At 58.6% G+C, this 25,014-nt stretch carries 20 protein-coding genes; 11 read left to right on the top strand and 9 right to left on the bottom strand.

What is annotated here, in order from left to right:
- Nucleotides 1–173: 173 nt before the first annotated feature.
- The 5 genes from pilM (at nucleotide 174) to GSQ91_RS24290 (ending at nucleotide 4,672) form a co-directional block, all read left to right on the top strand.
- Complete coding sequence (gene pilM / locus GSQ91_RS24310) at nucleotides 174–1,298, top strand: type IV pilus biogenesis protein PilM (protein ID WP_158824320.1); 1,125 nt, start codon at nucleotides 174–176, stop codon at nucleotides 1,296–1,298.
- 3 nt (nucleotides 1,299–1,301) lie between these two features.
- Nucleotides 1,302–2,102 carry a fimbrial assembly protein gene (locus GSQ91_RS24305; protein ID WP_216845407.1) on the top strand — a complete coding sequence of 267 codons (801 nt, stop codon included), beginning with the start codon at nucleotides 1,302–1,304 and terminating at the stop codon, nucleotides 2,100–2,102.
- Nucleotides 2,099–2,818: a hypothetical protein gene (locus GSQ91_RS24300; protein WP_216845405.1), complete on the top strand. Its 720-nt coding sequence runs from the start codon at nucleotides 2,099–2,101 to the stop codon at nucleotides 2,816–2,818. The genes GSQ91_RS24305 and GSQ91_RS24300 overlap by 4 nt, the downstream gene beginning before the upstream one ends.
- Nucleotides 2,815–3,498 carry a hypothetical protein gene (locus tag GSQ91_RS24295; protein WP_158824319.1) on the top strand — a complete coding sequence of 228 codons (684 nt, stop codon included), beginning with the start codon at nucleotides 2,815–2,817 and terminating at the stop codon, nucleotides 3,496–3,498. Before GSQ91_RS24300 ends, GSQ91_RS24295 begins: the two co-directional genes overlap by 4 nt.
- A 196-nt stretch (nucleotides 3,499–3,694) precedes the next feature.
- Nucleotides 3,695–4,672 (top strand): type II secretion system protein, encoded by a 978-nt coding sequence (locus GSQ91_RS24290; protein ID WP_158824318.1) that lies wholly within the window; start codon nucleotides 3,695–3,697, stop codon nucleotides 4,670–4,672.
- Nucleotides 4,673–4,761: 89 nt separating this feature from the next.
- On the opposite strand, the gene GSQ91_RS25615 is transcribed toward GSQ91_RS24290, so the two are convergent.
- On the bottom strand, nucleotides 4,762–4,935 hold the full coding sequence (locus tag GSQ91_RS25615) for a hypothetical protein (RefSeq protein ID WP_174240728.1): 174 nt from the start codon (nucleotides 4,933–4,935) through the stop codon (nucleotides 4,762–4,764).
- 5 nt (nucleotides 4,936–4,940) lie between these two features.
- Nucleotides 4,941–5,357, bottom strand: a complete 417-nt coding sequence (locus tag GSQ91_RS24285; protein WP_158824317.1) for a DUF6677 family protein — start codon at nucleotides 5,355–5,357, stop codon at nucleotides 4,941–4,943.
- A 131-nt stretch (nucleotides 5,358–5,488) separates the two neighbouring features.
- On the opposite strand from GSQ91_RS24285, the gene GSQ91_RS24280 reads away from it, so the two are divergent.
- The gene (locus GSQ91_RS24280; protein WP_158824316.1) at nucleotides 5,489–6,142 is read left to right on the top strand and encodes a flavin reductase family protein; all 654 of its coding nucleotides are present in this window, start codon (nucleotides 5,489–5,491) and stop codon (nucleotides 6,140–6,142) included.
- 146 nt (nucleotides 6,143–6,288) lie between these two features.
- Here GSQ91_RS24280 and GSQ91_RS24275 read toward each other — a convergent pair whose 3' ends face one another.
- On the bottom strand, nucleotides 6,289–7,464 hold the full coding sequence (locus GSQ91_RS24275; protein WP_158824315.1) for a Xaa-Pro peptidase family protein: 1,176 nt from the start codon (nucleotides 7,462–7,464) through the stop codon (nucleotides 6,289–6,291).
- 210 nt (nucleotides 7,465–7,674) lie between these two features.
- Entirely contained in the window at nucleotides 7,675–8,757 is a 1,083-nt protein-coding gene (locus tag GSQ91_RS24270; RefSeq protein WP_158824314.1) for a hypothetical protein, read from the bottom strand.
- Nucleotides 8,758–9,353: 596 nt separating this feature from the next.
- Here GSQ91_RS24270 and GSQ91_RS24265 point away from each other — a divergent pair.
- Nucleotides 9,354–10,991 (top strand): protease pro-enzyme activation domain-containing protein, encoded by a 1,638-nt coding sequence (locus GSQ91_RS24265; protein ID WP_158824313.1) that lies wholly within the window; start codon nucleotides 9,354–9,356, stop codon nucleotides 10,989–10,991.
- A gap of 220 nt (nucleotides 10,992–11,211) precedes the next feature.
- On the opposite strand, the gene GSQ91_RS24260 is transcribed toward GSQ91_RS24265, so the two are convergent.
- Nucleotides 11,212–13,692 (bottom strand): cohesin domain-containing protein, encoded by a 2,481-nt coding sequence (locus GSQ91_RS24260; RefSeq protein ID WP_254064859.1) that lies wholly within the window; start codon nucleotides 13,690–13,692, stop codon nucleotides 11,212–11,214.
- 880 nt (nucleotides 13,693–14,572) lie between these two features.
- Here GSQ91_RS24260 and GSQ91_RS24255 point away from each other — a divergent pair.
- Nucleotides 14,573–14,941, top strand: coding sequence for a hypothetical protein (locus GSQ91_RS24255; RefSeq protein WP_158824311.1), 369 nt, complete (start codon nucleotides 14,573–14,575; stop codon nucleotides 14,939–14,941).
- Nucleotides 14,942–15,258: 317 nt separating this feature from the next.
- Here the strand turns inward: GSQ91_RS24255 and GSQ91_RS24250 are convergent, their stop codons facing one another.
- From GSQ91_RS24250 to rimP, 4 genes are all read right to left on the bottom strand, one after another.
- Nucleotides 15,259–16,815 carry an MBL fold metallo-hydrolase gene (locus GSQ91_RS24250; protein WP_158824310.1) on the bottom strand — a complete coding sequence of 519 codons (1,557 nt, stop codon included), beginning with the start codon at nucleotides 16,813–16,815 and terminating at the stop codon, nucleotides 15,259–15,261.
- Nucleotides 16,816–17,059: 244 nt separating this feature from the next.
- Nucleotides 17,060–20,209, bottom strand: coding sequence for a translation initiation factor IF-2 (gene infB, locus GSQ91_RS24245; protein WP_158824309.1), 3,150 nt, complete (start codon nucleotides 20,207–20,209; stop codon nucleotides 17,060–17,062).
- Nucleotides 20,210–20,380: 171 nt separating this feature from the next.
- On the bottom strand, nucleotides 20,381–22,015 hold the full coding sequence (nusA, locus tag GSQ91_RS24240) for a transcription termination factor NusA (protein ID WP_158824308.1): 1,635 nt from the start codon (nucleotides 22,013–22,015) through the stop codon (nucleotides 20,381–20,383).
- Nucleotides 22,016–22,125: 110 nt separating this feature from the next.
- Complete coding sequence (gene rimP, locus GSQ91_RS24235; RefSeq protein WP_158824307.1) at nucleotides 22,126–22,707, bottom strand: ribosome maturation factor RimP; 582 nt, start codon at nucleotides 22,705–22,707, stop codon at nucleotides 22,126–22,128.
- A 337-nt stretch (nucleotides 22,708–23,044) separates the two neighbouring features.
- Between rimP and GSQ91_RS24230 the strand changes: the two genes are divergently transcribed.
- From GSQ91_RS24230 to GSQ91_RS24220, 3 genes are all read left to right on the top strand, one after another.
- Nucleotides 23,045–23,368: a DUF503 domain-containing protein gene (locus GSQ91_RS24230; protein WP_158824306.1), complete on the top strand. Its 324-nt coding sequence runs from the start codon at nucleotides 23,045–23,047 to the stop codon at nucleotides 23,366–23,368.
- Nucleotides 23,369–23,522: 154 nt separating this feature from the next.
- Nucleotides 23,523–23,930: a 30S ribosome-binding factor RbfA gene (gene rbfA / locus GSQ91_RS24225; protein ID WP_158824305.1), complete on the top strand. Its 408-nt coding sequence runs from the start codon at nucleotides 23,523–23,525 to the stop codon at nucleotides 23,928–23,930.
- A 72-nt stretch (nucleotides 23,931–24,002) separates the two neighbouring features.
- Complete coding sequence (locus tag GSQ91_RS24220) at nucleotides 24,003–25,013, top strand: bifunctional oligoribonuclease/PAP phosphatase NrnA (RefSeq protein WP_158824304.1); 1,011 nt, start codon at nucleotides 24,003–24,005, stop codon at nucleotides 25,011–25,013.
- Nucleotide 25,014 lies beyond the last annotated feature (1 nt).

The following is a 25,014-nucleotide window of genomic DNA, read 5'->3' as shown; positions in this document are numbered from 1 at the left end:
TCTTTCCTTTGCGAAAGGTGCGTCAAATTTTGCGGTTGCTTGTTCTTTGTTCCAATGCTTCAATTTGATTGCCGGAAGCGGGATTTTCACGAAACGCTGCCTCTTCCCGTACGTCCAACACCCATAGCGTTATTACGAAATCCGCGCCACAAGGTACTCTAGTTAGAGCATCAATGAATCTCTTTCCCAAAGCTTCTGGAGCCCGTCCGCGTGTGGCCTGTGAGATCGCCGCACAAGGCGTCGTTGCTGCCATCTCGGTCGAGGCTGTCGGCCCGCTCTCGGCGGTGGCTCGCGTGGAGCTTGCCGGCGGCGCGATCACTCCGAGTCTCAAGCCCGGCAACATCGCCGACCGCGTTGCAGTAGCAGAGGCTGTTCGCCGCGCGCTCGAAGGCATTGGCGAACGCGCCAACTCCCGCGATGGCAATATCACGCTGGTCATCCCCGATGCCGCCGTTCGCGTGCTGCTGCTGGAGTTCGACACCCTGCCCGCGCGTGAGTCCGATGCGCTGCCCATCGTGCGCTTTCGCCTGAAGAAGTTGTTGCCCTTTGACTCCGACGACGCTATGGTGGCCTATCAGATCATGAGCACCAGCAAGACCATCGTGCGCGTGCTGGCCGTAGCGATTCCACGCGATGTGCTCAGTGAGTACGAGACCGCCGTTCGCGAAGCCGGTTTCGAGCCGGGCGCCGTGCTTCCGAGCACGCTGGCAGCGCTGGCAGCCATCGAAGACGACAGTCCTGTTCTCCTGGTTAACGCCAACAAGTTCGGTGTAACGGCAGCGATCGTGCGCGGCGGAATCCTGATGCTGCATCGCAGCGTCGACCTGCAGGAGCCGGCAGCGGGCACGCCCGCAAACTTCTCTCCGGAACTCTTTGAGTCAGCCTCGCCCACACTTCCGTTAGTGGACCTCCATGAAACCGCCGGCGAATGGGCGGCGCAGGAGGCTTTGCCGGAGCATGGCCGCAATCCGTACGCCACCGAACTTCCCTTGCCGGAGCCGCCTGCTGTGAATGGCCATCATGCGCCTATCGTGCTCGGCGAAGAGGTCGCCCAGGCAGTCAGTGTAGCGGTTGCCTACTTTGAAGACACGCTGGCCTCGATGCCCTCGAGCATCTTGAGCGCCGGGCCCCTGGGGGGAGACGCACTCACCCGTATCCTCGAGGATCATGGCCTGGCACAATCGGAAGGTCTGCGCGTGCGCGAGTTGGTCGAGCCCGCCGCTTTATTGTCCGAAGCGGTCACGGCTTCGGTCCCGCGTGGCTGGCTGGCGGGTGTCACGGGGGCGCTGCGAGGCTAAATCATGCGCATCTCCCTCAATCTTGCTTCACGGCCCTTCGTCGAACTTCGACCCTTCTTTCTACGCCTGCGCCTCCTCATGGGGGGCCTCGCGGTCCTCGCGGTAGCGATCATCGTCTGGACGCACTCCGAGCAAATCCAGTTGAATCGCGCCCAGGCGCAGATGGACCAATTGGTTCATAAAACTACCGCCTTCCAGCAGGAAAAGCTGCATAACGAGCAGCGTATGCATCAGCCGGCGAACGCCGCGGTGCTCGATCGCTCGCATTTCCTCAACGCGGTCTTTTTACGGAAGAGCTTCTCCTGGACGGCAGTCATGATGGATCTCGAAACCGTGCTTCCGATCGGCGTGGAGGTCACGTCTATTGAGCCGCAACCCACGGCAGAGGGCGATGTCATCATCCGCATGCGCGTCTCGGGAGACCGCGACAAGGCGGTGCTACTGGTGCGTAATCTGGAGCGCTCAAAACGCTTTCTTGCGCCGCGTCTCAACAGCGAAAACTCGCAGAACAACAAAGAGGGCAATACCAATAACGCTTCTTTTGCTTCGGGCGCGCCGGCGGGTGTCGAGTTTGAGATTCTAGCCAACTACAATCCTCTGCCCGAGGGTGAGTCCTATGCCAAGCCCAAAGCTGTGAAGGAGAGCGCCGGTGGAATCACTGCGCAGCCCAGGCCGCACGGCGTGAAGCCCGGCCCACACGACGGCATCGTCCTGAAGCCTTATGTTGCTCCTCGGCCTTCGGCTGCGAAACCCTCGGCGATGCGCCCCCTGCCTCCACCTACCCAGCAGGGAGGTGCGCGATGAGTTCTACCGCTATCGTTCCTTCTTCGAAGGATTCGTCGTTGCTACGCCATGTTCCCCAGCTCACGGCGCGTGCTCGAGCGTTGCTCACAGCGATGAACCTGCACTACGCCGGAGTCGCCGTGCTGGTAGTGCTGGATCTCTACCTGATCGCCCACCTTATCTTCGTCGGACAGGCGCTGAAGGCGCGTAACGCGGACGCGCTCGATCAGCAGGGCGTTGTGCTCAAGTCTGCCGAAGTCGCCGCCAAGCCGCTGCGGGGTCTGGACACAAAGCTGGTCGATTCGACCAAAGATGCGGATGCGTTCTACGCGAAACGGCTTCCTTATGCGTTCTCACAGGTGTTGACCGAACTTGGTGTGTTGTACAAGCGCGAGGGAGTTCGCTGGTCCCGTGCGCAATACCCGGAGGTCCCTGTACTTGCAGGTGCAGACGCGCTCACCGAAGTGCACATCGACGCCAGCGTCTCCGGCGACTATCGCCCGATCATGCAGTTCATTAACTCGATCGAACGCGACAAGATGTTCTTCGTCATTAACGGCATCCAGCTAAGCGGCCAGCAGACCGGGCAGGTGAACCTGCGCATCCGCCTGACCACCTATCTGCGCCAGCCGACTGTCGAGGAGATGACTGCGGAGCTGCCGGGGTCCGATGCCAACAAGCCTGTAGCCGATACTGGGAGCGCAAAGAGCGCCGCGCCCAGAGGAGGCAAACGATGAAGCCCGTCGCGGACAATCGTAAAAAGACCCTCACCGCGGCAGCACTGGGCGTGGTCGCGCTCATCTGCGTCATCTACGGCTACAACACGCTCTTTGGCGGGCCGAGTTCTCCCGCTCCGGTCACCGCTCCCGCCAGCACGACAGCAGAGCCTGCAGCCGCGACTCCGGCGGAGAACTCCAGCACCACTCGAAACACCAGCGTGAAGGCTACTATATCGGGTGGCAACGCTCCAGGAGTCGCCGCGACGAAGATGGCGACCACATCCTCGAGCCTCGACCCCACGCTGGATGAGACAGCTATGCTGCGCACTGAGAGCCTGGAGTACTCCGGCACGGGCCGCAACATCTTCTCGGCGATCTATGTGCCGCCTCCACCGCCGATTCCGACCAATATGCCCTCTGCTCGGCCTAAGGGGCCGGTGCTGCCCCCGCCTCCTCCACCCCCTCCGCCGACCTGCCCTCCAACCTGCCCGCCGATTAACCTGAAGTTCTTCGGCACGGCGAAGCGCGTCAACGGCCAGATGCAGGCCTTCCTGCTGCAGGGTGAGGATGTCTATCTCGCATCGCAGGGCGATATCGTCGCGCGCAAGTATAAAATTGTCAGCATCGCGGCGACCAACATCCAGGTTACCGACTTGCAGAACAGCAATACGCAGACGCTGACGTTACAGGCGAACTGAGATATAGCTTTTGAGCTGAGATTGAGATATTGCCGTTTTGAGGTTTTGTTTCTGACTCTTTGAAGGGTACGGCCTTCAGGCCGCACGTAAAGACAGCAGAGATCAGGGCGGCTTTAGCCGCTGAGGGAATGTTCAGGATCGACCGTCTCTCCCCGAAACGAAGATGCACTCAAGGGCTAAAACCATGGGCCAACGTATGAGGACTCCAGAACAACGCACACACAACGGTGAAGCCGGCTTCATGCTTCTGGCCGTCATCGTAATGGTGGCGCTGGTGCTGCTCGCGCTGGCGGTCGCTGCGCCGGTTGTGGCGCGTGATCTGCGTCGCGACAAAGAAGTCGAAAGCGTCCATCGCGCCGAGCAGTATGTTCGGGCTATTCGTCTCTACCAGAAGGATGGATGCAAATGTACGTCCTATCCTCCCTCGATGGATGCTCTCGAAAAGGGCACGACCATGCGTTTCCTGCGCCAGAAGTACGTTGACCCGTTGACTGGGAAATCCGACTGGCGGCTCATTCATCAGCCCAAGACGACCATCAAGATCCCGTTCGGGCAGGAGCTCTCCGGCATCGCCGGGGGAGGCTTGGGTTCGGCGGCAGGCATGTCGTCTGGTGTTGGCACACCGGGTGGCGGCGGCAGCTCGTCGGGGGGGGCGACTCCGGCGCTTGGTGCCGGCTTCGGCGACTCGTCCAGTAGTGGATCAGGTTCAGGCTCAAGCCCTGGCGGATCAAGTTTTGGTTCAAGCTCAGGCCCTGGCAGCTCAAGCTTTGGCAGCTCAAGTTTTGGCAGCAGCTCGAGCAGTAGTGGGACAGGTGCGGGCAGCAGCTCGGGCACCCCCGGCAGCAGTAGCGGCTCTTCCAGCGACACGGGTATGTTTGGCGATAGCAGCGGTGGCGTGATCTATGGCGTTGGCACGTCGCGCTCCGGCACGTCCATCCTGAATCCCAACCAGCAGACGACCTACGAGACCTGGGAGTTTTGGTATGACCCGCGCATCGAAAAGCTCTATGCGATGGCTCAACCGATGGGAGGCGGCGGCATGGGCTCGCAATCCGCCAGCAGCTTCGGTCAGAGCGCTACCAGCGGTCAGCCGAACTCAGGCTCAGGTACGACCCCGACGAGCGGTACAGGCTCAACCAGTGGTCCAGGTTCAAGCAGCAGCACATTCCCATAGATCCCAGTTTCACCACAGAAGCCTTCGCGTCTTTCCTCTGCGTCAAGGCTTTTGCCGTTGGTTGTTCTTCGTCTAAGCCTGCAAGATTCTTAGTGCTTGACAGCCCACATCAACCAGCTGGCGACGATGACCGAACCGACGAAGAGCACAAAGCAGTAGGCGCCAAAGCGCACCATCATCTTGGGTTCCGAGCGCTGCGTGATGCCGAAGACGACCGAGGCGAAGAGAGCGAACAGGAGAACAGCGCTAAAGTGTGTGAGCATCTTTTCTACGACGCCTTTCTTCCGTTAGCCAGCGAGTGCGCATCGACTGCGGCGATGATATTCAGCAGGCCACCCACAACGAGGAACTTCGTTCCATAGTCGCCCAGGGTAATCGTGACCGAGCTCGCGCCCCATCCAAACACCCGCGTCAGCGCATACAGCAGGCCCAGTCCAAGCTGCCCGATAAAGCCGAGGATGTCGAGGACGTCGCCAGTATTGGGCGTGTAGATCTTGCCCTGCAAGCCGAGTCCGACGAGAAACATGCCGAGGACTGACACGAAGATCAGAAGCCCGCGCACCCACTTGCCTTGCAGCACATGTCCTGCGCCGGGAATGAGCCAGCCGAGGACTAATGCCAGTGCGGGAGCGCTGGAGCGCTCGCCGGGAATTCGCTGCGTGATCCGCTGTGTGTCAGTTGCCATCGGTGTTGATTGTATCAACAGGAGCTGTTCTGGGGGGCGGATCGCACGCTCGCCGTCTTCGGCGAAAGGAATATTACTTTGACTGCAAGCAACGGAGTGTTGCGAGGCGTGGCCTTGCGCAGGATAGACCTATGCATATCAATGTTGAACCCTCGATCCTGTACTTCGGTACCCCCGTTGCCCTCCTCAGCAGTATGAATGAGGACGGAACCGTCAATGTCGCTCCCATGTCGTCGGTCTGGTGGCTGGGCTGGAACTGCATGCTGGGCCTGGGCGCCACGGGACATACGGCGCAGAACCTTCTGCGTGAGCGCGAGTGCGTTCTGAACCTGCCCGCCGCCTCCAATGTGGAGGCCGTCAATCAACTGGCCCTGCTCACGGGTTCTGATCCTGTGCCACCCCACAAGCTGGCGAAGGGCTATCGGCACGAGAAGGACAAGCTGGGCGTCGCGGGCATGACGGTGAGCCCTTCCGAGCGCGTAAGAGCTCCTCGCATCGACCAATGCCCGATTCAACTGGAGGCGGTGCTCGAAACCGTGCATCCCTTTGGACATCGGCCGGACAAGGCAAGCACGGCGCTGGCGTTCGAGATGCGGATCGTCCGAGCACACGTGGACGAGACGCTGCTGGATACCACCGCACCAAACCACATCGATCCGGACCTCTGGCGTCCGCTCATCATGAGCTTCTGCCAGTTCTACGGCCTCGGCGGAAAACTACAGCACTCAACGCTTGCCGAGATCCCCGAGGAGAGCTACCGCCCAGTCGCGCACATGGAGCGGTAGGGCGGTCTCATAAATAGATGGAGGGTACGCTGTTCTCTCGACTGACTTCTGTTTTGCTTTTTTGACTCACCATGACAGATTTGTGGGTGGACTTTCCCTAAAAAAACATTATTTTTGAACCTGAACTCCCGAAGCTGATCTAAACCTCAAATCCTGACCAGCTCGCGTTGCATCGGTCCGGTAACCATCGCGCTGCCTGGCCGCGTAATCATATTCACCTCACTGCGCACACCAAACTCGCCAGGGAAGTAAATTCCTGGCTCAACGGAAAAACACGTATTGGGCAGAATCAAGCGTTCGTCATGCGTCTCTAAATTGTCGAGATGCGCCCCATTGCCATGCAGTTCGATGGCGATATTGTGTCCGGTGCGGTGCGTGAACCATTCGCCAAAGCCGGCATTGCGGATGAGGTTGCGGGCCGCATCGTCGGCCTCCCACCCGGCGATGGCGCGGCGGTCGTGGTAAGCCTGCTGGATGGCGTGAACGGCGGCATCGCGGGCCTCGCGAACCGTGGCAAAGATGAGTTGCTCCCGGCCCGTAGGCTCGCGGTCCACCACGCCGGTCCAGGTAATGTCGTACCAGATAGCGTCAGGCCTGCCGGCCAGCTTGGCCCAGATATCGATCAGCACGAAGTCGCCGCTGCGAATCGCTCGCGAGCTCTCCCGCGTAGGCTCGTAGTGCGAATCGGCGGAGTTGGGCCCAACGCTGCAGTTAGGGCCGTGGTCGGTCCACAGCCCTTCACGCTCCATCGCTTCGTTGAGGAAGGCGACAACGGAAAACTCGTCCGTGCCACGGCCAGCGCGAACGGCTTCGCCGATATGCTCCCATCCGGCGCGAAGCACATCATCGAGTTTTTGTTTTGCAGCATAGTGTGTGTCAATCTGTTCCTCGGTGAGCACGGCCTCAAACTGGCTGACCATATCGGCGGAGCTGACGATCTCCCTGCCCATCGCGCGCAGCAGTTCCACTGTCCCCGCATCGACCATCGACACATACATGATGGCGTTGCGCGGCGAGTACTGCATGGCAATCTTCTTCGCATTACCAAGCATCGCTGCTAGTTCGCGCTCCAACTCCTGCCATGACGAATACTCATGCTTCGCGCCGGGCACAGCATCGAGCTTGCCCGCCTCGATACGATGCACCAGCTTCTGTGGCTCACCGTTCGCCGGGACGAAGTAATACCAGCGCCGCGACACGAACATTTGCGTGTCGAGCCCGAGAATGCGATACGCGATGGGGTCGCGGTGATGATGGTCGTAGAAGAGCCAGCCGTCGAGGTGCTGGTCACGCAAAGCAGATTGGATGGCATCGAGGTTCATGGATGCAATCTTATTCGCAGAGCGGTGTGCTTTTCTCGTCTGCTCCTTCGAAAGCTGTTATCTCGACCGAAGCATGACGGTTTTATGTCAGGCGTAGTGGCGAGACCCCTTGACGCAAAGCGCGATACAAACGTTTGCGGCGCGCTCTGCATCAAGAGACCCGTGTATTCCGCGATGCTCGCATCCACACGGCGCTATACGGAAGCGATCTCAGACCTTCGCGGCCAGCATGGCCCATGCCGCCAAAGCACCGTTGTAGCTGGTGTATATGCCGTAGGTGTCATAAATCGTGCTTCCCCAGTTGCCCTGCACCGTGGAAGGCAGGGAAGCGTTCTGCACGGGGTCCGAGATGTTGCGCACAAAGCCGAAGGCTACGCCTGCTGCCTCGCATACCTCGCCGATGATGGCATCATCCATCTCGATACACACGTAGCTCTGGTACTGCCCTGAGGTTGTGCCTACGACGAAGGTCGGTGTCGTCAGGAGAGATGTTCCTCCACCCGTCTGGTCGCTGACCTTCGGCAAAGGATCACCACTGTTGAGGTCATCCGGATCGAGATCGGAGAGCGAATAATCCGTCTTGTAGTACGCGTTGAACTGGGTGCACAGCGACTCCAGATCGCTTGCCGTGGTCGGAATGGGAAACAGCAGCTTGCTGAAGTTCGCGTTATCCAGCACCGTATCGGTTGCCTTCCAGCTGTTTTTGTAGTCGGGCCAGCTGCTCGGAGTAACGTTCTGTTCATAGAGCGTCCCGGCGCTGACCGCGCGCACCGTGCCTACATGGTCTGCGGTCTCAGCGCCGCCTGCCGTGCCGATAGAGAGAATGAGCCCAGGCTTCACGTCTTTGATCAGCAGCTTAATCAGGTCGGAGAGATAAGGCTGTCCTGGCCAGTCGAGGTGGGTATTGGACTTGAACAGCAATACAGTGCTGCCGCCGATCTGAACCAGCCTCCACTCGCCCCAGTATGTCCAGTCTGAGGGAGCGCCCGAAGGCAAACCCTCGGAGTACTTCGTCCATCCACTCCACGAGCTGGTGTTCCGAGACGCATAGGACATCGTGCTAGCGCTCGTGCAGAAGACATGCTCCATCGCAGCCCACTCGGCCTCAGCCCAGGTGATGACGACTGCATCGGCCACCGGCAAACTGCTTCCAGAGCTGCTGATCAGCTTAGGCGCAGTCTGACCGACCAGGCTCCAATCGATGATCGGCAGCGGGGGCGTGTTCTTGATCGTAGGGGAGAAACTCTTCTGACTGGCTGAGGTAAACAGTCGTGCCGGCTTGTATTGGGTCATCTTCAATTCTCCGGAGGAAAGAATGTAGGAGGGAATCGGAAGATTCCCCGCACTGCCAGACCTGTAACGCGTCCATTCTATTTCGCTTCGTTCTGAAAACCTGTTTAAAAACGTGTGACTGTTCTCGTCCTCGTTCTCGTTCTGTCCTTGTTTTTCTTTCTGTCATTCCCGTAGGGAATCTGCTGTTGCTTTTGTCGTTGTTCTTGCTTTTGCTGTTGTTCTTGCTTAGGTTTACGAAAGCCAACCAATAGGATGCAGAGCGCTGAAAGTGCGACCTATTAGGTGGGCCACCGATGAATGTGGCCTCCAGCGATGCTAAAAACCATATTTTTGTTTAGGGCATGACCTTTACGCCACAGAAACAGCACAACTGTTTCAGGGGCTTTACCCCTATGTCCCTCTGCCTTATAAATATCCACTTAAACTTCACAGCCGCAGATTCACCGAGCGTAGCCCCGCATCCTGACAAAGCCGTCTCAACCCAAACGACCACTTAGTCTTTGTGCATCGTATGCATAGAGAGTTTGCAAAAAGCCGCGCTTACAATTTGCTGACGAGCGCATCCAATCCCCTAACAGCTGTTCGGAGGCACATCTATGGCAACTGCACTACGCTTTGCATCGCAACGTCGAGTACTTCTCCCAGGAAGCGAAAAAAAGCCATTCGCCCCAGCTATAGACCCAAAGGCAAAACAGGCCGCTCCTGTTGGTGGGCGCATCCAGGTCTCGGTCATCGTTCCTCCCAAACAGCCGCTGGATACGAAGCGTCTTGGTAAACCAGACGCCCGTCTCACTCGTGCACAGTTTGCGGCGCGGCATGGTGCAGACCCGGCGTCGGTCAAGCTGGTGAAGGCATTTGCGAAAGAGTTCGGTCTCACCGTTGAACCCGTCACGCACCCCGGACGCTGCACGCTGCACCTCGTCGGAACCTCCGCTGCTCTGCAGAAGGCGTTTGGCGTCTCACTCGCACAGCACACAACGGAGGAAGGCAAGTTCCGTGTACGTGAGGGCGGAATCTACTTGCCGGAAGAGTTACAGGGCCACGTCCTTGCCGTGCTCGGCCTGGACAACCGTCCGCAGGCGAAGCCTCACTTTCGCATCGCCAAGCCGCGTGCGACCAACGTCTCGTACACACCCGTGCAGGTAGCGCAGATGTACGGCTTTCCTGCCGGAGCGACAGCCACAGGCCAGACGATCGGCATCATCGAACTCGGCGGCGGCTTCCGCACAGCCGATCTCACCGCCTACTTCAAGACGCTCGGTCAGCCTGCGCCGAAAGTAACAGCGGTATCGGTCGACAAGGGGAAGAACACGCCGGGCAACGCCAACGGCGCGGACGGCGAAGTGATGTTGGACATCGAAGTCTCGGCATCCGTAGCGCCGGGCGCGAAGGTCGTGGTGTACTTCACCACCAACACCGACCAGGGGTTTATAGACGCCATCACGACGGCCGTAAACGATTCGGTGAACAAGCCGAGTGTGATCTCGATCAGTTGGGGCAGCCCTGAATCGAGCTGGGCAGCGCAGTCGATGACCGCACTCGATGCAGCCTGCCAGGCTGCCGCGGCGGTCGGCGTCACGATCACCGTGGCGGCTGGGGATAACGGCTCATCGGACGGCGCAACCGGGAACAACGTCGACTTTCCAGCGTCGTCTCCGCATGTGCTCGCCTGTGGCGGAACGAAGTTGGTTGGATCGGGCTCTACGATTACGAGCGAAGTGGTCTGGAACGAGACCTCCAGCGACGAAGGCGCAACCGGCGGCGGTGTCAGCACAGTCTTCGCACTGCCCACATGGCAGAAGAACGCCAACGTCCCTGCGTCCTCAACCAGCACCGGCGGTCGCGGCGTCCCCGATGTCTCCGGCGATGCTGACCCCTCGACGGGCTATGTCATTCGCGTAGATAGCGAGACGACAGTGATCGGTGGAACCAGCGCCGTAGCCCCGCTATGGGCCGGGCTGATCGCACTGGCGAATGCCCAGAACAAAGTGTCGGCCGGATTCGTGAATCCAGCACTCTACGCCGCCAGTGCGAAGAAGGCCTTCCACGACATCACCCAGGGCAACAACGGCGCCTTCTCCGCAGGGCCTGGCTGGGACGCCTGCACAGGTCTCGGCAGCCCGATAGGCAATCTCATAATTCAAGCCGTTGCCCCCACAACTACCAGCACCAGCGGTAAGAAGCCGACGAGCACCAGCGGCAAGAAACCCAAGAGTGGCAAGAAGACGAAGTGATTCGGCTGCCTGTTCCGTGTTTTAGCGCGGACATTCAGAACCACTTCTATCCTGTCATCTCGACCGAAGGCGGCGTATTTTGCTGCCGTAGCGGAGAGACCCCCTGTATTTTGCTCGAAGTTGCATTGCTGCTCTAGGCAAAATACAGGGGTCTCTTGATTCAGAGCGCACCGCAAACGGCACCAAGTGGCTCAGCGTAGATGCGGACCACCACGCTCCATCACTTCACATGCACCAAGCCTGGGATGGAGAACGCAGGCAAGCTGACCTGCTTGCTATCCTGAGCGCCTACCTTGACGAGAGACAGAGGAGAATCTCCCGGGGCGAGCGCTTTGAACGTGATGGTGAAGACTGTACCCTGTCCGTTGACGCCAGCCGTCTTCGGAGGCCGGGATGCGGAGATCGCCACTAAGCCACTGCCCTCATCACGATGAACCACGGCAACCGCCTGGCCATCCCGGTTAAGCAGCTCTCCTGAATCCACATCGACCAACGACAGAATCCTGGGATCGAATTTGAGCTGCAAAGGAACCGTGAAGAGGTCGTGAGCATTGCTGGCACTGACCGCAACCTGGAACGTTGAGCCTACACTTTGCCTCAGAACTTGTGGAACCATCTCGAAGTCGATTGATGAAGAACTTTGCAGAGAACCTGCTGCCGCGGCAATATTATCCGGCGCAACGGGACGAGATTGCGCGGCCATCTGCGTGATTATGGCTGAAGCAGCGTTAGCCGCCGAAGTGGATGACGAGTTTACGGGACCGTTGTTAAGACCATCACCCCCCACGGTACTTTTCTCAACTAGGGGGGCTTTGTCCCGGCTTCCATGTCTCAGTTCGATCTGCTGCGATGTGCCTGTGTCGATGATGCGGGTATTGTCATCGGTCACAATGGATTCGCGCACAATATGGGGAATCAACAAGAAGACAATCTCATCGGTCGTCTGAGTCTTGTCATGACTACTAAAGAAATATTTAAAAAAAGGCAGCTCTCCAAGTCCTGGTGTTCCTGTGATGTTATTCGTGTCTTGCTGCTGCACCAGACCCGCGAGGAGGGAGGGTTCTCCGTCCTTCAACTGAATCACTTGCTGAACAATCCTTTGCCCAAATACGGGCTGGGAGATGCCTCCAACTGATTGCGGGGCTTCCTCTGTTGAGACGTCGATCTTTAGTTTTAGAGAAACCTCGTCATCGTTATGGACAGTAGGAGTCATATCGATGTTCACGCCTACATCCTGGTACGTGAACTGTGTCTGCACGCCTATGCTGCCAAGGCCGGTGGCTGCTCCGGCGTTATAAGATCCCGTAGCAATAGGAACTTTTTCACCAATCTTCAGAGTCGCCGGCTGTCCATCCGTTGCACGGACACGCGGGTTCTGCAGAATGCGAGTGCCATCATCCGACAACAGCGCATTGAGCTGGCCGCCGGAGACAGAGACCGCAAAGTTAGTCGCATTTAGATTGCCTAGTGTATTTAGAGTGAGGCTGGAAACCGGATTACTGCTACTACTGCTGCTGCTGGAAGAACTGCTACTGCTCGAATTATTAATATTCTGGTTGCTGGCTTGTGGCGTTAATCCGAAGCTGGTAGGTAACGTAATTCCTAAGTTGCGCTCTAATGTTCGACTAACTTCGAGTACCGCAATATCGACCACTACCTCCGGGCGGGTACGGTCTAAATCGTGGATGAGCTTATCCGCCAAAGCCAGTTCATCAGGCGTCGCTCGTAAAATAATCGCATTCTGGCTGGCTACGAGGTAAATCTTTAGATCTGGGTCTACCAGAACATTGCGCAGCGCAACCAGCACTTCATTGGCATCGTTCTGCTGCGATACATTCGTCAGATAGAACGTCTCTACGGCAAGGTCGTCAATATCGTTATGCTTCGCTCTGTTGTTCTGGGCCACGAAGATTGTGTTGCTTGTTACGGGCGACGAAAATGTTCCCGATACCCTTCCTACAATGCGAAGGGCATCGGAGAGGGTGACGCTCGTCAGATCAACCGGAATGCGTTTCGAGACGTAGTCAGCATCGAAAATGACATTCAACCCAGCAGCCTTGCCGATCGCCTGGTAGATGACCTTGCTGTCTTGCTCCATATGAAGAGTGAGTGGAACATTGGAACCTGGCTGCAGTTCGACAGGGGCATCCAGCAAGTCGATAGTATGCATGCCGGCCCCTTGCTTCTTCAGTTGTGTTTCAATGCCTTGCAGGATTCCGGTGCCGCCCAGCGCCTGCGCGGCTGACTTGGAGGCGGAAGTGGCTTTCATCTCCGTACGCAACAACTCTTGTGCTGCAGCTTGATTGGAATTGTCGATGTGCAGCGCGCGAGTGAACTCAGACATCGCTCCATCGCTGTCACCCGATTGCCGAAGAACCCTGCCTCGATCAACATGCGCATTGGCAGCCTCAAAGCGCATTCGCTCAAAGTGTGCCTGGTAGGCAACGTCGGCGGGCTTTTTCAGGTGCGCTTGCCGATAGGCTTCGAAGGCTTCGTCGAAATCCTGTCGAGCCTCCGCCGCCTCACCGCGCTTCTCCCACTTCTTAGCCGATTGTGCATGCGCAGTAACAAGCGTGCATCCACACACCAGCACTAGAACGAAACAGAAACATAGCTTAGCTCTGCCTGGTCGTTTAGAAGGCTGCCCTGTTGGGTCGAGCCACTGCGTGGCGCGGATAGCTGGTGCGGATATTGTGTTCACTGGTTCTCCTGAATGGTGGTGCTCACGTGTCATCCGTGGATGGCTGATCGCTATCTCACAGTGGCCCATGCGTAGTCGTCCCCGCTTGCGCGCACGGGTGCGCGCAAGACAGAAAACATCGTTGTCTCGACAAAGTCGAAGTCGTAGTTATTTCGAAGTTGTGTGCAGCGACACCAGCGACTCCGAACCCGTTGCAGGGTCAGGAACTAGGTAACTTCTGCTTCCCGTTTGACGCGGGAAAATAGAAACGGTTTACGACGCTATCGGATTGCAGGTATTTTTATGCTTTAGGCGGAAATTAAATGCTGGGTGCCGTGGGAATAAATAATAGTTACGTGTATTTGTATTAAGGAATAGAACTTCCTCTCAGTCGCGCCCGAGAAGATTTCTGGACGTGTCACTAAACTTCGTCCCAGGCTTTTGCTTTGAAGCTGCGGAGCTTCAGCCCCGCCGTTAAGACATCGCCATAAAAGCGGCTTCAGCCGCTGAGGGAATGATGCCTATCGTGTCAGAAAATCTATCTGCTGGAATACCTTCTTCCCTCCGTCTCTCAGAGGGCCAAAAGTGTAAAGGATGTCTGGAGACTGAACAGGTTTCATCGTCATGAGTGGAGTCGCGACGATGTCCTGGGCTGCAATCTGTTGTTGCTTAGCCCCAAAGGGGTGGCCAGCCTGGGTCACGAGCCCAATTAGAGTACAGAGCCCTGAAGAGGCTACTTATTGGTACCACCACCGGTAGATTTCAAATGCGATTGCCCTGCAGAGGGCGTAATGCTGCGACCGCTTGGAAGCAACACTCGCTTAAATTCCACCATCTCAAGGACAGAGCTCTTCCACTCGTTTTTTAACAGTGCCAAGAAAGCTGTAAAAGGATCAATCTTATGAGAGCAAGCAAGAATATTCTGACTTCGCTGGTATTTGCTGCGGTACTCTTCGCGATTCCGTCAACCTCCATGCACGCTCAGCAGGGACCTCCCCCACCACCGCCTCCTTATCAGGGATATGGTTCGGAACCCTGGTCCGAACCGCCGCCGGAGCTACAAGGAGTGGAGCGGAAAGGCTTCCATGAAGGCATCGAAGGTGCGCGTAAGGATTATGAAAACCATCGTCCGCCCAGCGTAGAAAACCGTGACGAGTATCGGCATCCCTCTGTTCCGCGCCACGACCGGGATGCCTACCGCGCAGCCTTCCAGCGCGGCTATCAGGTTGGAGTTGAGCACCTCATGCATGGTCTTGCCGGAAGACCCTAGCGCAGAATCCCTATTAGGGATACCAGAGGCAATCATTAGGAGTGGCGCTCCCCCCAGGAAAGCGCCACTCCTAAACTCTTTTCGGGGTGGCGCGAATCTGCTTTTGTTTTTCTTTCTGTCATTCCCGCCAGGAAATCTGCTTTTGCTCTTGTCTTTCCGGAGCAGCCGCGGCCTTTATGCCGCGGCTACTCCGAAATGCACTGACATAAATAATCGTCGTCCCATTCTTCAGGCACTACCTAAAGCCCGGGCCTATCTCAGAAACAATAGCAACTGCGAATGCGCAGTTGTTAGACAGCGTTCAAAAGTCGAACCCCTCAAGAACGCTCTAATTTCTCTATTAAAGAAATAACCTGACTCCACGGCACCGGTTGTTGATGCATGGCATAAACGGTATCGACCGCAAGGTGCTCCCGATTCACTGCCTGCACCACCTCGTACGTGAGTTCAGGAGCGTACAGATGGTCATCGCCGCCCAGCACCAGCGTGTCGCTGGCATACAGCAGATGGTGGGCAGGGAAGTACACCATGTACTGCCGTTCCGTGGAAGCGCCACGCAGAGGGTAAAGCTCCATACGATTGTCGCCACTGCCAACCACGGTCTTTTCTGAGACGATCTTCCAGTCCGGCCTCTTGGGATGTTCTGCTTTAGCCAGCGCGTCAGGAGATAGCGAATGCGGAGACTCAACCATTCGATCGAGCAGTGGACGGTTCAGGTCGAGAATATAAACCGGAAGCTTCTCAGCTACAGCCTCACGCACGCCACCAACATGCGGCCAGGAGTCCGAAGTGGAGAGGACAGCCTTAATCGGCACGCCTGGATAGCGCTTCTTGGCCTCGTCGAAGACCCCTTTTACGTAGGTGCCCGAGATCGGTGACTCGAGGATGACGATCCCATCGGATTGCCGGATCACCGTCGTATTCCACGACCCTGGAAACAGATCGATGCCCGGTGCCAACTGCTTATCCGTCTTCACCACGAAGGGACGATTCCATCCCACGGAGGCCTCACTCGATTGGGCCACCTTGTCGTCCATATCAAACGTATGGGGCTCGACAGGAACATTGAACTCGACATTGATAGCCTGAGCCGAACTCCAGATGATTCCGTTGCGCTCTTCAACCAGATTGGTGGGATAGCTAATGCCATGGATCCGCAGGAAGTTGTCGAAGTAAATCCTCTGCTGCACATCGCCCCAGTAGTACCAGAAGTCTCTGAACTGCTGAGTCGTTTCCACCGCATCCGGCAGATGGTTGAAGCCATTGAGCGCCACTCGCACCGGAACCTTATGCCAGGTAAACGCGACCACCGCATGGGAGGTCGACCGCAGTGTTTCCGGCGCTTCGAAGTGCAGGTCTCCCGCCGCCGAGGCGGTAAGCAGCACGCGTAGCGGGCCGAGAGCCAGCATCTGGCGCGAGGCATCTAGATCGCCGAGTCCGCAGAGCGAGTAGTTGTCCTTGCCGCCGTCTTTGGAGTAGTTCACCCCTCCGCCGGGACCCACGATCAACGTCGCCTCCGCCTCCGACTGATTCGGATCGGACTCCGGCCAGGTCATCTTGGCCTCCGTGCGTAACCGTTGATCGGTGAGATCCAGCGTCGTCAGGTCACGCTCATAGGAGGTAATAAACGGTGCCTGCCGATAGGACTGCTCCGTCAGCAAGGTGTGCCCGGTGACGGTGAGACGAACATTCTTAACCGCGAGCAAGCGCTCCCGTCCCCCCATCGCGTCGAGTGCCAGCTCCACGCACTGTTGGGCAGTTTGAGTAGCGCAGCCAGGTGCTCCCGCGCTTCCGGCAGAACTCTTCTTCGCCTGAGCGCCCGCAGTCAGGCACAGAGAAGCAGTCGCAAGCAGACAGAGCTTGATCTTGTTCATCTTTCCTCCAGGAAACCAACCGCAAAAGACTAGAGATGTTTGTTGAGAACTGTAGTTCGACGTTAAAGATCCATGAAAAGGTAGCAAACCCAAACGACGCCATGAGGAATAACACTTGTGCGATATTCGCGCAAGTGTTTTGAGGCCACGCTGACTGCAGAAATATGTAAATCGCACCCCATCGAACGGCCGGCAAAAACAAAAGGCCGGGATTTCTCCCGGCCTTTTATTTGCTTGTAGCGGATTAGGCGTTGGTGGTCTCAGCCTCGGCGCGAGCAACTTCGTTCTCGCGATCCTTGGCTTCCTTCAGCGCAGCGATATCGCGTTCCTTCTTGGCTTCCGCGGAGTTCTGGCCGAGTTCTGCAGCCAGCTTCTCCGTGGTGAAGGCCTCGATGATGTCGCCTGCCTTGATGTCCTTGTAGCCGGCGAGATCGATACCGCACTCGACACCCTGACGGACTTCGCTGACATCGTCCTTGACGCGCTTGAGCGAGGAGATCTTGCCCTTCCAGACCTCTTCTCCGTTGCGCAGCACGCGGACCTGAGCATCGCGTTTGATGATGCCGTCGCGGACCACGCAGCCGGCGATCTGGCCGACCTTGGTGATCTTGAAGACCTGCAGCACCTCGGCGCGGCCAGCGTAGTTCTCCTTGTAGACCGGTTCGAGCAGGCCAAACATCGCCTTGGTGATCTCGTCCTGCAACTCGTAGATGATCGAGTGCAGACGAATCTCGACGTTCTCGCGCTCGGCGACCTCGGACGACTTGCGGTCGGGCCGTACGTTGAAGCCGATGATGACGGCGTTCGACGCGGAGGCCAGCAGCACATCCGACTCGGTGATAGCACCGACGCCCGAGTGCAGCACCTTGACCCGCACCTTCTCGGTCGACATGCGCTGCATCGAGTCGGCCAGCACTTCGACCGAACCCTGCACATCGCCCTTGAGGATGAGGTTGAGGTCCTTGACGCCTGCCTGCTTGATCTGTTCGGCAAGGCCTTCGAGAGACACGCGCGAGCTCTTGGCAAGCTGCGCCTCGCGCTCCTTCATCTTGCGGTACTGCGCAATGCCCTTGGCCTTGTCGCGGTCCGCCATGACGAGGAATGTATCGCCCGCATCGGGAATCGACTCGAGACCGAGGATCTCGACCGGAGTCGAGGGACCGGCTTCGGTGATGGCCTGACCACGATCGTTGAACATGGCGCGGACCTTACCGAAGGTGTTGCCGACGATGTAGCTGTCGCCAATCTTCAGGGTGCCGTTCTGCACCAGGATGGAGGCGACCGCACCACGGCCGCGATCGAGCTTGGCTTCGATGACCGTGCCGACCGCTGGACGCTCCGGCTGAGCCTTCTGTTCGTTGCTGTCCGCGACGAAGCAGATCATCTCCTCGAGATCGTCGAGGTGGAGGCGCTTCTTCGCGGAGACTTCGACGAACTCGGTGTCGCCACCCATGGACTTGGCCTGGATGCCGCGAGCCGCAAGCTGCTGCATCACCTTGCTCGGGTCCGCTTCAGGCTTGTCGATCTTGTTCACCGCAACGATGATCGGCACCTTCGCCGCGTTGGCGTGATCGATCGCCTCCAGGGTCTGGGGCATCACGCCGTCGTCGGCCGCGACCACGACCACGACAATGTCGGTGATCTTGGCGCCGCGAGCACGCATGCGGGTAAAGGCCTCGTGACCAGGGGTATCGAGGAAGACGATCTCGCGGCCGAAGGCCGGAGAATCGGGCTTGGTGACGTGCACCTTGTACGCACCGATGTGCTGGGTGATGCCGCCGGCTTCACCGGCTGCAACGTCGGTGGAGCGGATAGCGTCGAGCAGCGAAGTCTTACCGTGATCGACGTGGCCCATGATGGTAACCACCGGGGCGCGAACGACTTCGACCATGTTCGAGGTGTCTTCCAGGAAGCCCTCGATGGCCTCGTTCTCCAGCTGCTCTTCGACCGTGATGATCGTGGCGTCCGCGCCGAACTGACGCGAGACCTCCTTGACCAGCTCGCCGTCGAGCGACTGGTTGACGGTAACCATGACACCCTTCATCAGCAGGGTAGCGATGAGGTCCTTGCCACGAATGTCCAGCTTCTCAGCGAGATCCTTTACGGAGATACCCTCGGTGACCGTGATGCTCTTGGTAATCGGCACCTCGCCCATCGGGATTTGAGGAGCACCAAAGCGCGGGTTATAACCCTTGAGCGCAACTTCCTTGTTCTTCTCGTAGCGTGGACCACCGCGTCCGCGCTGACCGGGACGAGCTGGACGGCCTGGAGCTGGAGCTCCTTCGGCCGGCGGCAGCATGCTGCCCGGGCCGCCGGGACGTGCTCCGAAGCCAGGACGCGCCCCAAAACCAGGACGAGCTCCGGGACCGCCAGGACCACCGGCAAAGCCGGGGCGCCCACCGGGGCCACCAGGACCTCCTCCGGGACCGCCTGGGAAGGTGCGGGTGGGGTGCATCGGACGACGTGCGCCAGGTGCCATCGGACGTGAGCCGGGACCACCCGGACCGCCGGATCCAGCAGGACCGCTACCGGGGCGAGGACGCTCGAAGATAGGACGGCGAACGGCGCCAGGAACTACAGCAGGAGCCGTATAGCTGGGGCGAGGGCCGGTTTGCGGCATCACCACACGGCGTACCGGCACTGCGGGAGCCGCAGGCGCTGCCGGGGCTGCTTCTGGCACAGGAGCTGCTGCTTCGACGGTCTCGACAACCGGTGCCGGTTCAGGCGCAGGGGTTGGTGTCGGTGCAGCGGGGGGCGCAGGGGCAGCTACTGGTGTTGGTGGCGGCGCAGGAACTGCGGCGGGTTTCACGACAACCGGAGCTGCTGGGGGCGTAGTGGCCACGGCAGCAGGGGCCGCCACGATGGGCGGCCTGGCGACAACGGCGCCGGCTGTTGGCGGACGGTTTGCAATCGCTGGCGGAGCCACAATGACCGGAGCTGCGGGGCGTGGCAAGGGAACGATTCGCCGGGGAGCCGGGGCGGTCGGAACCGCTGCTGCAGGAGTGGGCGCAGGGCTTGGAGCGGCTGGTGGAGCGGCAGCTACTGCAGGGCGTGCCACGACTGGCGGCGCAGTTACTGCGACCGTAGGCCGGGGTGGTGCAGCCTTAGCGGCGGCCTCAGCCTGCTTGCGCTCGAGGATAGCCTTCAGCGCATCGCCGGGCTTGGAAACGTTCGCGAGATTGAAGGCAGGCTTGGTCTCAGCCATAGGCTTTGCCGTTGCTGCGGAGCGTGCGCCGCGGTTGAAGTACGCACGAACTTTCTCGGCTTCATCTTCTTCGATGGAGCTTGAATGCGTCTTTTTTTCGGTGACGCCCACCGCTATCAGGGCATCGAGAATAGGTTTGCTTTTTACTTCCAGTTCCCGTGCAAGATCGTTGATTCGAACTTTGCTCATCCGTCCCTTTTCGTTCCACTGCGCGCTTAGCTGTTCATATCAGCCTCATGTCGGAGTAGTTGTTGGTTCAAGGCTATTATCCCTTGAAATTTCAAATTTGTAGTCCCAACCCGAAACGTTTCTCTGTGAAAACCGTCGCGGGTTGGGCTTTGTAGGTACGAACCGCAGCTCTTAGCCACGATCGCGTCCCTCGTCGATGCCTTCGTCGGAAAACTCCTGGGCCTGATCCACCAGTTCGTCTACGGTGTCGTTGTCCAGTTCGATGCCTTCTTCGCGAGCGTCGTTAGCATCGTTTGCGTCGCTGTCGGAGATTGCATCCTCAACGGCTGCAATGTCCTCGGTTGAAAAATCGTTGACTTCTTCGGCCTCGCCGCTATCGGAGGCTTGTGCTGCAAGAATCTCTTCCGGTGTTTCGGTCATGGAATGTACCTCGTCGCCTGCTTCATCGGATGCAGCAGCCGCGGCAATAGCTTCCTCGCCCTTGGCCAAAGTTGGCTCGGTTGGAGTCGGAACCGGACGCTCCTCGCCCTCTTCGTACTGGCCGAAGTAGTGGCGAACGGCGACTGCGATCTTCTCGACAGTCTTGTCGCCGATGCCCGGGACCTCGCCCAGCTCTTCGGCGGTCATGTCGGCCAAAGATTCGACCGTCGTAATGCCTGCCGCGATCAACTTCTCCATCACCGACTCGCCGAGCTCGGTAACCTGTTCGATCGGCGTCGAGGGGCCGCCGGTCATGGCCTGCATCTGCTGCTCGACCTCCTGGCGCTTCTCCTCTTCGCTCTTGATATCGATCTTCCATTGCAGTAACTTGGCCGCAAGCCGGACATTCTGGCCCTTCTTGCCGATGGCCAGCGAGAGCTGCGTGTCGTCGACGATAACTTCGAGCTGTTTCTCCGCCAGGTCGGTGATCGAGACACGGGAGACCTTGGCGGGCTGCAATGCCTTTTCAGCGAAGGTCGTGATCTCCTCGGAGTACTCGATGATGTCGATCTTTTCGCCGCGCAACTCGCGGATGATCGATTGCACGCGCATACCCTTCATGCCGACGCAGGCGCCGACTGGGTCGACGTCCTTGTCGCGGGAGACGACGGCGATCTTGGTGCGCTCGCCGGCCTCGCGGGCGATGGCGCGGATGCTGACCGTGCCGTCGTAGATCTCAGGTACTTCGCTCTGAAAGAGCGACTGCACCAGCGCCGGTGCAGCGCGGGAGACGATGACCTGTGGGCCCTTGGCGGCGCGATCCACGCGCAGCAGGACGACGCGAACACGCTCACCGACAGAAAACTGCTCCAGCCGCGACTGCTCGCGCTTGGGCATACGGGCCTCGGCCTTGCCGAGATCGAAGATCACGTCCATCGGCTCCAGCCGCTTGACGGTTGCGGTCAGGATCTCGCCGGCGCGGTGGGCGTACTCGTTGAACACGGTATCGCGTTCGGCCTCGCGAACCTTCTGAAAGATGACCTGCTTGGCCATCTGGGCGGCGATGCGGCCCAGCGGGGTGGTGTCCTTGTAGAAGCGCAGTTCGCCGCCGACTTCGACTTCGGGTGCGAGTTCGCGGGCCTGCTCCAGGGCAAGCTGGTTGTCGGCATCCTCGACGAGCTCGGGCGACTCCACAACGGTCTTGAAGACGTAGGCGCGAATCTCGCCGGTTTCGCGGTCCATCTCGCCGCGCATGTTTTCGACGGTCTTGTAGTACTTGCGCGTCGCCAGAGCAATCGCGTCTTCCACGGCGCCTACCACGATCTCCGGGTCGATACCCTTCTCGTGGCTCAACAACTCAATTGACTGATACAGGGGACTTGCCATTTTGGTCTTCTCGTTTCTCTTCCATGTTTCGTTCCCAGTTCTCAGTTCTCAGGGGAAAGCCGAATCCGGATCTCCTGAGAACTGCCAATGGACCACTGAGAACGCTCTTGCTAAATCTCTGCTACCAGGTTTGCTTTTTCTACGTTTGCCAGCGAAATCTCGACGATCTGCGTCGTCAGGGCTTTTTTTGCTTTGCCCTTCTGTTTTACGGCGGCCAGATCGAGTGTCAGGTCGGTGCCCTCGAAGGCCGTCAGCCGTCCTGTGAAGTGCCGGTTGTTGTCGACCGGCGAAAACGTCTGCACCTTCACCAGGCTGCCCTTGAACCGCTCGTAATCGGCGGCCTTCAGCAACTTGCGTTCCAGGCCCGGTGAACTGACTTCGAGCGTGTACTCCGCGCCGGGGATGAGATCCTCCACGTCGAGTACCGTGCCAAAGTCACGGGCAAAGTGTGCGCAGTCTTCGTGGGTTACGCCTGAGAGCGTCTCTACCGGAACTCCCTTGGGCAGCCCGGCTTCCTCGTTGGAGGCGGCTTCCTCGGCGAATCGGGCACGCGCCTCTGCATCTTTTTCGAGAAATACCCGGAGCGAGCGATGCTTGGCTCCGCCGGTGAACTCAAGGTCCACGACCTCGAGGCTGTGGGAGGCCGCAACGCGGTCGGCAGTGGCGCGAATTGTCTCTAGCTGCAAGGCCATAAGTCGTCTTGTGGTGCTTGGATTTTGCGGATGCTGTCACCTCTCCGCGAAACCGTCTTTAGAGCAAACAAAAAGTGGGCTCTCGCCCACTCCTCTCTTCCGCCACTTGCCGGTTTGCTCACGGCTACTATCTGCGGCAGAACAAATTCGTCTGCTTTAAAGAGCATAGGCCGGAATCATGGAAAATTCAAGGGCAGTGCCATGCAGAGAATTGTGGGCTTACACTGGCATCGTCCTCTCCGAGGCTAAAGTCACTGCCTGTGAGCGACTTTCAGCGGCGGGTTGAAGCCCACTCACCAAAGCAGGCGCCAACTTATAGCCCTGTGTCCCAATAGCCATGCCTATCGCCACTCTCACGCTAGAACTCGCCATTGAACACGCGCACTCCCTGAAAGATCGCCGGCAGGTGGTGCGTTCGCTGAAAGATAAGCTCCGCCACGGCTTCAATATCTCGGTTGCCGAGCTGGACGAGGCGGTTGTCTGGAACCGCGCAACGCTCGGTATTGTCGCAATCTCGGGTTCGTCGGCCTATCTGGCTGGGCAGCTTCGGGAGGTTGAGGCGGCAACCCGGCGGCTTGCCGTAGGGTTGGGTTGCGAGATCGTGGATAGCTTTATCGAGAGCGATGTTGTGCTGGATACCTTAGAGGGTGAAATGGAATGATTCTCTCTGGAATCAACCAGATCGCCGATCTTTCCGCTACGGGGCAAAAACGCGTTTCTGGTCGAGAGGACAGCGTTAGGGGTGGAAATGACGAGTACCTCTCGCGGCACAATGCGGAAATCCCTTCGAAAAGTGCTATTCTGCTTGGCTAGTCATGCCTGAACAAAGAGCAAGAGATTATCACCGCGGTCGTGTCGTCAATACCTTCGCCGAAGAGATTACGGCCATGCTGGAAGGCGAGTTGAGCGATCCGCGAATCGCCCCCTGTCACGTCACGGAGGTTGTCCTCGCGCCGGGCGGCAAAAGCTGCCGGGTCTTCATCGCCGTTACAGGCAATGAGAAAGAAGAGGCCGACACCCTTGCCGGTCTTATGACCGCGCGAGGCTTCATTCGTACCGAGATTCGCGACCGCATGGGAGTACGCCACGTTCCGGAGATAACGTTTGCTATCGACCGCTCCGAAAAGATCAACGCCCGTATGGATGAACTGCTGGGACGCATGGAGAAACGCCGGGCCAAACAGGCTAAAAAGACTACTCTCGCGGAGACCAAGCAAAAATAGTTCTCTGTTGTCCGTTCTCCATTTCAGCGAAAACACTGGGAGAGGGATACTGGGCAGCTGACAACCGCCATCATGCAGAACGCAACCTACATCGACGATCTTCTGTCCCTGCTTCGCGAACAGGAGAGCTTTGTCGTGACCTCGCACGCACGGCCTGACGGTGACGCTATCGGGTCGGCGTTGGGGCTAATGCACCTGCTGGACGGCATGGGCAAACGCGTCACTGTCGCCTTCGCCGACCCTATTCCGGTCATCTACCGCAGTCTGCCAGGCGTTGAACGCATTCAGGCCGCCCTGCCCACAGCGGCGTCGTCCATGCTCGCGCCGGATGTCGCAGTTCTGCTCGAGTGCGACGGTTTCGAGCGAACCGGCTTTGGGCGCATTGCGTTCGATCATATGGGTGCCGGGCTGACGATCAATATCGACCACCACCTCAGCGGGAAGACGTTCGCCAGCTTCAACTGGATCGACCCTGAGGCGTGTGCCGTAGGCGCGATGATCTATGACCTCGCCGTCGCCTCCGGTGCCAAGATCACGGCGGACATGGCAACGTGTCTCTATACGGCGGTACTGACCGACACGGGATCGTTTACCTATCCCAGCACCGTCGCCGCCACATTTGCTCTAGCCGAGCACCTGGTAGAGAGTGGCGCGGATGCCAACAAAATTGCGCAAGCGGTGTATTTCTCCAATCCTCCCAGTAAGATACGGCTGCTGGGGGCGGCTCTCGGCAATATGGAGATACAGGGTACTGTCGCCTGGAGCTGGATTACGCAGGAGGAGATGAGCCGCGCCGATGCCGCGGTCGAGGACTGCGAGGGCATCGTGAACTATCTGATCGGTATGGCAGGCGTGGAGGCGGCTGTATTTTTGCGCGAGCTTCCATCGCGAACGGAGTTCCGTTTAAGTCTGCGGAGCAAGGGCGAAGTCGATGTTGCGAAGGTGGCTGAGCGGTTTGGTGGTGGTGGGCATCGCAGTGCCAGTGGATGTACGCTTGATGGCTCTTTGGACGAGGCTGTCACCCGTATCGTCGCGGAACTTCAACCGGACCGTGTGCGGTCTGTGCAACGACTTGCCCAGTAAG

Origin of the sequence: Granulicella sp. S156 (assembly GCF_009766105.1) — a bacterium.
Taxonomy (GTDB): domain Bacteria; phylum Acidobacteriota; class Terriglobia; order Terriglobales; family Acidobacteriaceae; genus Granulicella.
The sequence above is the reverse complement of the archived record's forward strand: the minus strand, read 5'-3'. Positions and strand labels throughout refer to the sequence as shown.

Bases quoted from the DNA above. Each gene is read 5' to 3' on its own strand.
- nusA (WP_158824308.1), bottom strand. From the start codon at position 22,015: ATGGCAAGTCCCCTGTATCAGTCAATTGAGTTGTTGAGCCACGAGAAG.
- rbfA (WP_158824305.1), top strand. From the start codon at position 23,523: ATGCCTGAACAAAGAGCAAGAGATTATCACCGCGGTCGTGTCGTCAAT.
- GSQ91_RS24280 (WP_158824316.1), top strand. From the start codon at position 5,489: ATGCATATCAATGTTGAACCCTCGATCCTGTACTTCGGTACCCCCGTT.
- GSQ91_RS24230 (WP_158824306.1), top strand. From the start codon at position 23,045: ATGCCTATCGCCACTCTCACGCTAGAACTCGCCATTGAACACGCGCAC.
- GSQ91_RS24255 (WP_158824311.1), top strand. From the start codon at position 14,573: ATGAGAGCAAGCAAGAATATTCTGACTTCGCTGGTATTTGCTGCGGTA.
- GSQ91_RS24275 (WP_158824315.1), bottom strand. From the start codon at position 7,464: ATGAACCTCGATGCCATCCAATCTGCTTTGCGTGACCAGCACCTCGAC.
- GSQ91_RS24250 (WP_158824310.1), bottom strand. From the start codon at position 16,815: ATGAACAAGATCAAGCTCTGTCTGCTTGCGACTGCTTCTCTGTGCCTG.
- rimP (WP_158824307.1), bottom strand. From the start codon at position 22,707: ATGGCCTTGCAGCTAGAGACAATTCGCGCCACTGCCGACCGCGTTGCG.
- GSQ91_RS24300 (WP_216845405.1), top strand. From the start codon at position 2,099: ATGAGTTCTACCGCTATCGTTCCTTCTTCGAAGGATTCGTCGTTGCTA.
- GSQ91_RS24220 (WP_158824304.1), top strand. From the start codon at position 24,003: ATGCAGAACGCAACCTACATCGACGATCTTCTGTCCCTGCTTCGCGAA.
- GSQ91_RS24305 (WP_216845407.1), top strand. From the start codon at position 1,302: ATGCGCATCTCCCTCAATCTTGCTTCACGGCCCTTCGTCGAACTTCGA.
- GSQ91_RS24285 (WP_158824317.1), bottom strand. From the start codon at position 5,357: ATGGCAACTGACACACAGCGGATCACGCAGCGAATTCCCGGCGAGCGC.
- pilM (WP_158824320.1), top strand. From the start codon at position 174: ATGAATCTCTTTCCCAAAGCTTCTGGAGCCCGTCCGCGTGTGGCCTGT.
- GSQ91_RS25615 (WP_174240728.1), bottom strand. From the start codon at position 4,935: ATGCTCACACACTTTAGCGCTGTTCTCCTGTTCGCTCTCTTCGCCTCG.
- GSQ91_RS24270 (WP_158824314.1), bottom strand. From the start codon at position 8,757: ATGACCCAATACAAGCCGGCACGACTGTTTACCTCAGCCAGTCAGAAG.
- infB (WP_158824309.1), bottom strand. From the start codon at position 20,209: ATGAGCAAAGTTCGAATCAACGATCTTGCACGGGAACTGGAAGTAAAA.
- GSQ91_RS24290 (WP_158824318.1), top strand. From the start codon at position 3,695: ATGAGGACTCCAGAACAACGCACACACAACGGTGAAGCCGGCTTCATG.
- GSQ91_RS24295 (WP_158824319.1), top strand. From the start codon at position 2,815: ATGAAGCCCGTCGCGGACAATCGTAAAAAGACCCTCACCGCGGCAGCA.
- GSQ91_RS24265 (WP_158824313.1), top strand. From the start codon at position 9,354: ATGGCAACTGCACTACGCTTTGCATCGCAACGTCGAGTACTTCTCCCA.